Source organism: Arenimonas composti TR7-09 = DSM 18010, from assembly GCF_000426365.1.
In the GTDB taxonomy this organism is placed as follows: domain Bacteria; phylum Pseudomonadota; class Gammaproteobacteria; order Xanthomonadales; family Xanthomonadaceae; genus Arenimonas; species Arenimonas composti.
Genome location: NZ_KE384525.1, coordinates 37,612 through 44,056, shown reverse-complemented (window position 1 = coordinate 44,056; position 6,445 = coordinate 37,612). Strand labels below are relative to the sequence as shown.

7 protein-coding genes are annotated in these 6,445 nt (G+C 71.9%); 6 read left to right on the top strand and 1 reads right to left on the bottom strand.

What is annotated here, in order from left to right; translation table 11 throughout:
* The first annotated feature begins 67 nt into the window (after positions 1–67).
* The 6 genes from rpsP (at position 68) to K311_RS0113600 (ending at position 3,740) form a co-directional block, all read left to right on the top strand.
* Positions 68–322, top strand: a complete 255-nt coding sequence (gene rpsP / locus K311_RS0113625; RefSeq protein WP_026817751.1) for a 30S ribosomal protein S16 — start codon at positions 68–70, stop codon at positions 320–322.
* Positions 323–354: 32 nt separating this feature from the next.
* Positions 355–864, top strand: a complete 510-nt coding sequence (rimM, locus tag K311_RS0113620) for a ribosome maturation factor RimM (RefSeq protein WP_026817750.1) — start codon at positions 355–357, stop codon at positions 862–864.
* An 8-nt stretch (positions 865–872) separates the two neighbouring features.
* The gene (gene trmD / locus K311_RS0113615; RefSeq protein WP_026817749.1) at positions 873–1,613 is read left to right on the top strand and encodes a tRNA (guanosine(37)-N1)-methyltransferase TrmD; all 741 of its coding nucleotides are present in this window, start codon (positions 873–875) and stop codon (positions 1,611–1,613) included.
* 112 nt (positions 1,614–1,725) lie between these two features.
* A complete protein-coding gene (rplS, locus tag K311_RS0113610) occupies positions 1,726–2,094 on the top strand; it encodes a 50S ribosomal protein L19 (protein ID WP_043797337.1) in 369 nt (122 codons plus the stop codon).
* A gap of 178 nt (positions 2,095–2,272) precedes the next feature.
* A complete protein-coding gene (locus K311_RS0113605; RefSeq protein ID WP_026817747.1) occupies positions 2,273–3,289 on the top strand; it encodes an alpha/beta hydrolase in 1,017 nt (338 codons plus the stop codon).
* 43 nt (positions 3,290–3,332) lie between these two features.
* Positions 3,333–3,740, top strand: coding sequence for an RNA-binding S4 domain-containing protein (locus tag K311_RS0113600; RefSeq protein ID WP_026817746.1), 408 nt, complete (start codon positions 3,333–3,335; stop codon positions 3,738–3,740).
* Between the two features lie 49 nt (positions 3,741–3,789).
* On the opposite strand, the gene mutS is transcribed toward K311_RS0113600, so the two are convergent.
* On the bottom strand, positions 3,790–6,375 hold the full coding sequence (mutS, locus tag K311_RS0113595) for a DNA mismatch repair protein MutS (RefSeq protein WP_026817745.1): 2,586 nt from the start codon (positions 6,373–6,375) through the stop codon (positions 3,790–3,792).
* Between the last annotated feature and the right edge of the window lie 70 nt (positions 6,376–6,445).

Below are 6,445 nucleotides of genomic sequence, written 5' to 3'. Positions count from 1 at the left end.
CTAGAATGCGCGGCTTCCCCGAGCCGGTCCCGGCCGGTTCCTGTCACGCAAACGCAGAGCAAACCACATGGTCAAGATCCGTCTGACCCGCGGCGGCGCCAAGAAGCGCCCCTTCTACCACATCGTCGTCACCGACTCGCGCAGCAAGCGCGACGGCCGTTCGATCGAGCGCGTCGGTTTCTACAACCCGATCGCCGTCGGCGCCGAGAAGCGCGTCGAGGTCGACACCGCCCGCGTTCAGCACTGGGTTTTCCATGGCGCGCAGCTGACCGACAAGGTCCGCATGCTGGTCAAGGAAGCCTCGGCCCAGGCTTCGGCCTGAGCCTCCGGTCCCGCGCCGCGGGACCTTTCGCGATGACCACGACGACGCGCCGCGTCCTGCTGGGCAGGGTTGCCGGCGCGTTCGGCGTCCGGGGCGAGCTCAAGCTGCTGTCCTGGACCGATCCCCGCGCCGCTCTGTTCGGCTACCAGCCCTGGATCCTGCGCACCGCCGACGGCGAGCGCGAGGTCTCCGGCGTGCGCGGTCGCGACACCGGCAAGACGGTCATCGCCAGCTTCCCCGACGTCGCCACGCGCGAGCAGGCCGAGGCGCTGCACGGCGCCGAGATCTGGGTGCCGCGCGACCGGCTGCCGCCGCCCGCCGAGGGCGAGTACTACTGGGTCGACCTCGAGGGGCTGGCGGTGCAGACCATCGACGGCCTCGCCCTGGGCACCGTCTCGCACCTGTTCGACACCGGCGCCAATGCGGTGATGGTGGTCGACGGCGAGCGCCAGCGCCTGATCCCGTTCGTGATCGGCCAGTACGTCACCGCCGTCGACCTCGACGCCGGCCGGGTGACCGTCGACTGGGACCCCGATTTCTGAGCGCGCCGATGCGCATCGACGTCGTCACCCTGTTCCCGGACTTCATCCGCGACAGCGCCGGCCTCGGCGTCGTCGGACGGGCGCAGGAACGCGCGCTGCTGACCGTCCACGGCTGGAATCCGCGCGATCACGCCACCGGAAACTACCGTCGTGTCGACGACCGCCCGTTCGGCGGCGGCCCCGGGATGGTGATGCTGGCGGAGCCGCTCGAGGCCTGCCTGGCGGCGGTGCGCGCCGCCGATCCGGCGCCGGCGCCGGTGCTGCTGATGAGCCCGCAGGGCCGCCGGCTGACCCAGGCGAAGGTGCGCGACCTCGCGGCGCTACCGAGGCTGATCCTGCTCTGCGGCCGCTATGAAGGGCTCGACGAGCGTTTCGTCGCCCGCCACGTCGACGAGGAACTGTCGATCGGCGACTACGTGCTCAGTGGCGGCGAACTCGCCGCGGCGGTGGTCATCGACGCGGTCGGGCGCTTGCAGGACGGCGCCCTGAACCACGCCGAGTCGGCCCGCCAGGACAGCTTCGAGGACGGCCTGCTCGACTGCCCGCACTACACCCGCTCGGGGGCCTGTGGCACCGAGGGCGTGCCGCCGGTGCTGCTGTCCGGCGACCACGCGGCGATCGCCCGCTGGCGGCGCAAGCAGAGCCTGGGCCGCACCTGGCAGCGGCGTCCGGATCTGCTGGCGCGGATGGCGCTGACGAAGGCCGACCGCGCCCTGCTGGCCGCGTGGATCGCCGGCGACCGCGACTGATCGGCTTCCCTTTCAAGCACTTGCCCGGCTATACTGCCGCGCTTCCCATGAGCCACGCACGGATTCCCGGGCCTCTGGCACGCACGACAACAACCATCAGAGGCGTCCCATCATGAGCATCCACAAGCTGCTGCAGCAGTTCGAAGCCGAGCAGGTCAAGCGCGAGCTGCCGAAGTTCGGCCAGGGCGACACCGTCGTCGTCAACGTCAAGGTCAAGGAAGGCAACCGCGAGCGCGTCCAGGCCTACGAAGGCGTGGTCATCGCGATCAAGAACGCCGGCCTGAACTCGGCCTTCACCGTGCGCAAGATCTCGCACGGCTTCGGCGTCGAGCGCGTGTTCCAGACCCACAGCCCGATCATCGACTCGGTCACGGTCAAGCGCCGCGGCAAGGTCCGCCAGAGCAAGCTGTATTACCTGCGTGCGCTGGAAGGCAAGAAGGCGCGCATCAAGGAAGACCTGGCGGCGCGTTCGGCCGACTGAGCCGCGCTTCCCGCTTCCCCGCGACGGCCGCCCTCGGGCGGCCGTTCGCATTTCCGCAGCACGCCACACCCGTAGGAGCGGCTTCAGCCGCGATCCCCACGCCTCGCGAGCGCCCCGGGGTGCACGCCGCCATAACGGGCTTCTCGTTCCCCCTTTCCGGCCAGCGTAGGCTTCGGCCATGAGTCCACTCGCCGCCGCGCTGATGCTGCTCACCGTGTCCGCCGCCACGACGGTCGCCCGGCTGCCGGTCGACGCGCCGTCGCCGCTGCTCGACGGCGACGAATACAACCGCCGCCTGCAGTCGCCGATCGCCGCCGACGACCTGCGCCGGTTCGTCGAAGCCAGCGGCCGCCGGCTCGCCGCGGAGGAGTTCGCCGGCGGCGAGGTCGACGCCTGGATCCCGCCGGCGGAGCCGGACGCCGGCTTCGGGCTGCTGCTGTTCGTGCTGCCGGACGATTCGGTCGCGCTGCCACCGGAATGGAAGCGGCCGCTCGCCGAACGCGGCATCCTGCTGCTCGTCGTGCGCGGCGCCGGAAATCACGTCGAGCTGTTCCCGCGACGCATTCCGCGCATCCTCGACGCCTATTCGTACGCGAAGGCGCGCTGGCGCATCGACCCGGCGCGAACGTGGATCGGCGGTTTCTCCGGCGGCGCCCGCGTCGCCCAGCGGGTCGCGATGGCGTGGCCGGACGAATTCACCGGCACCCTGCAGTTCGCAGGCAGCGTGATCGTCGGCAGCGCGCGACTGGCGCCGCCGCCGCCGGAACTCGCGCGCCAGCTGCAGCAGCGGACCCGGTTCGTCTTCGTCAGCGGCCAGCAGGACCCCCGCAACCGCGGCAACGACGGCCGCGCACGGGCTTCCATGCAGGCCTTGTGTTTCGCCGACGTGATCGTGCGTTCGCCGGCGCGGCTCGACCACTGGGTGCCGAACGCGCGCGAACTCGCGAAAGCGCTCGATGCGCTGGCCGCGCCGGTACGGCCCGATCCGGACTGCGCGGCGCGACTGGACGCGGAAATCGCGGCGGCGCTCGACGCGGCCGAGGCGCGCTTCGCCGCCGGCGACGTGGCGGCAGCGCGCACCGCGCTGGTCGCGATCGACGACCGCTGGGGCGGGCTGGCCGCGCCACGCTCGGTCGAACTGGCGCGGCGCATGCTGCCGGCGCTGCGTGCGCAGGACACGGCGCCGGCCGAGTGAAACGTTCACCCGCCGCAACGCCCGTGCGCGCAGAATTCCGCCGATGACCGAGCACCCCGAACCGAACCCTGGCGTCCGCCTCGACCTCTGGCTGTGGGCGGCGCGCTTCTTCAGGACGCGCGGGCTGGCGAAGCAGGCGATCGAGACGCACCGGGTGGAGATCGGCGGCCAGGCGGGCAAACCCTCGCGCGCCGTGCGCGTCGGCGACCGTCTGCGGGTCCGTCGCGGCGATGACGTCTTCGAGATCGACGTCCTCGGGCTCAGCGACCAGCGCGGCCCGGCACCGGTCGCGCAGGGGCTGTATGCGGAGACTGCCGAATCGAAGGCGGCGCGCGAGGCCGCGGCGGCGCAGCGCCGCGCCACCGCCACCGGTTACCGGCCGCCGGCCGGCAAACCCGACAAGCGCGCGCGCCGGCTGATCCAGGCCCTCGGCGACCTCGACGCGCTCTGATCGCGCCTGAAGGCGCTCCTACAGCTTCGCGTTCAGCCTGAAGGCGCTCCTACAGCTTCGCTTTCAGGCGGTAGAGGGCTTCGAGGGCCTGTTTCGGGCTGAGTTCGTCGGGCTCGATCGCGGCGAGTTCCTCCAGCGCCGGCGAGGTCTGCGGCGCGAACAGACCGAACTGCAGCGGTGCGTCGAGCGCCGCCGGCGCGGTCGCCGCGGCCGCATGCGGGCCGCCGCGGCTTTCCAGCTCGGCCAGGGTGCGCCGCGCCTGCGCGACGACCTCGCGGGGCAGCCCGGCCAGCGCCGCGACCTGCAGGCCGAAGCTGCGGTTCGCCGGGCCGTCCTTGACCGCGTGCATGAACACCAGGCGGTCGCCGTGTTCGACCGCATCCAGATGCACGTTGGCGATGCCGCTGCCGGGTTCGGCCAGCGCGGTCAGCTCGAAGTAGTGGGTCGCGAACAGGGTCCAGGCGCGGTTCTTCTGCGCCAGATGCCGGGCGCAGGCCTCGGCCAGCGCGAGGCCGTCGTAGGTCGAGGTGCCGCGGCCGATCTCGTCCATGAGCACCAGCGACTGCGCGGTCGCGTGGTGGAGGATGTAGCTGGTTTCCGCCATCTCGACCATGAAGGTCGACTGCCCGCGGGCGAGGTCGTCGCCGGCGCCGATGCGGGTCAGGATGCGGTCGATCGGCCCGATCACCGCCTTCGCCGCCGGCACGAAGCTGCCGATGTGCGCGAGCAGCACGATCAGTGCGTTCTGCCGCATGTAGGTCGACTTGCCGCCCATGTTCGGACCGGTGATCACCAGCATCCGCCGCTGTTCGTCGAGCAGCAGCTCGTTCGGCTCGAAGGGCTCGGCGCGTACGGCTTCGACCACCGGATGCCGGCCGCGTTCGATCTGCAGGCAGGGCGCGTCGACCAGTTCCGGCGCGGTCCAGTCCAGCGCCAGCGCGCGTTCGGCGAAGGCGGCCAGCACGTCGAGTTCGGCCAAGGCGGCGGCGCAGCGGCGCAGCGGTTCCAGGCCTTCGTTGAGGCGGTCGAGCAACTGCTCGTAGAGGAATTTCTCGCGGGTCAGCGCACGGTCGCGGGCGCCGAGCACCTTGTCCTCGAAGGCCTTCAGTTCCTCGGTGATGTAGCGCTCGGCGCCGGTCAGCGTCTGCCGGCGGGTGTAATGCGCCGGCGCGCGCTCGCTCTGGCCCTTGCTGATCTCGATGTAATAGCCGTGCACGCGGTTGTAGCCGACCTTCAGCGTGGCGATGCCGGTGGCCGCGCGTTCGCGCCCCTCCAGGTCGATCAGGAACCGGTCGGCATTGGTCGACAGCACGCGCAGTTCGTCGAGTTCGGCGTCGAAACCGGCGCCGATGACGCCACCGTCGCGCAGCAGCACCGGCGGCTGGACGACCAGCGCCCGCGCCAGCAGGTCGGCGGCGTCCGCGTGTTCGCCGAGTTCGCCGGCGAGGGCGCCGAGCCGCGGCGCGTCCAGCGGCGCGAGCAGGGCACGCAGGTCGGGGAGCATCGCCAGGCCGTCGCGCAGCGTGGAGAGATCACGTGGGCGCGCCGAGCGCAGCGCGACCCGCGACAGGATGCGTTCGAGGTCGCCGACGCCGCGCAGGCGCTCGCGCAGGGCATCGTGGGCACCGCTGTGCACGAAGGTCGCCACCGCCTGGTGGCGTTCCGCGAGCACGTGGCGGTCGCGCAGTGGCCGGTGCAGCCAGCGCCGCAGCAGGCGGCCGCCCATCGGGGTGATGCTGGCATCGAGCACGCCGAGCAGGGTGTGTTCGTTGCGGCCGTCGACGCGGCTGTCGAGCTCGAGGTGGCGGCGGGTCGCCGCGTTGAGGGCGATGCCGTCGTCGGCGGACTCGAACGCGATCGCGGTCAGGTGCGGCAGCCGCTGCTTCTGGGTTTCCTCGACGTAGGCGAGCAGGGCGCCGGCGGCGGCGGTCGCCAGCGGCCGTTCTTCGAGTCCGAAGCCGCTGAGGTCGTGCAGGCCGAAGAAGCGCAGCAGCTGGCGCCGGCAGCTGTCGGCATCGAAACCCCAGGGCGGACGCCGGCGCAGGCCGCCGCGCTCGAGCAGGCAGGCGGGCAGGCCATCCTCGTCGGGCACCAGCAGCTCGGCGGGCTCGAGCCGCGCGAGTTCGCTGGCGAGCTGCTCATCGGTCGTCACTTCCGATACCAGGAAGCGACCGCCGGCGAGATCGGCCCAGGCCAAGCCCCAGCCGGCGCGCCCGCGCGCGACCGCCAGCAGCAGGGTGTCGCGGCGTTCCTGCAGCAGCGCCTCGTCGGTGACCGTGCCCGGCGTGACGATGCGCACCACCTTGCGTTCGACCAGGCCCTTCGCGAGCGCGGGATCGCCGATCTGCTCGCAGATCGCCACCGACTCGCCGAGCGCCACCAGGCGCGCGAGATAGCCTTCGTACGCATGCACCGGCACCCCGGCCATCGGGATCGGTGCGCCGCCGGAACTGCCGCGCTGGGTCAGGGTGATGTCGAGCAGGCGCGCGGCCTTGCGGGCGTCGTCGTAGAACAGCTCGTAGAAGTCGCCCATCCGGAAGAACAGCAGGATGTCGGGGTGCTCCGCCTTGGCGGCGAAGAACTGCTTCATCAACGGCGTGTGGGCGGGCGCGGACGGCGGGGACTGGACGGACATGGGCTCGGAACTGGCGGACGCCCCGGCATTGTGCCGGAAGCGTCCGCCGCTTCGGCCGTCGCGTCCGCGG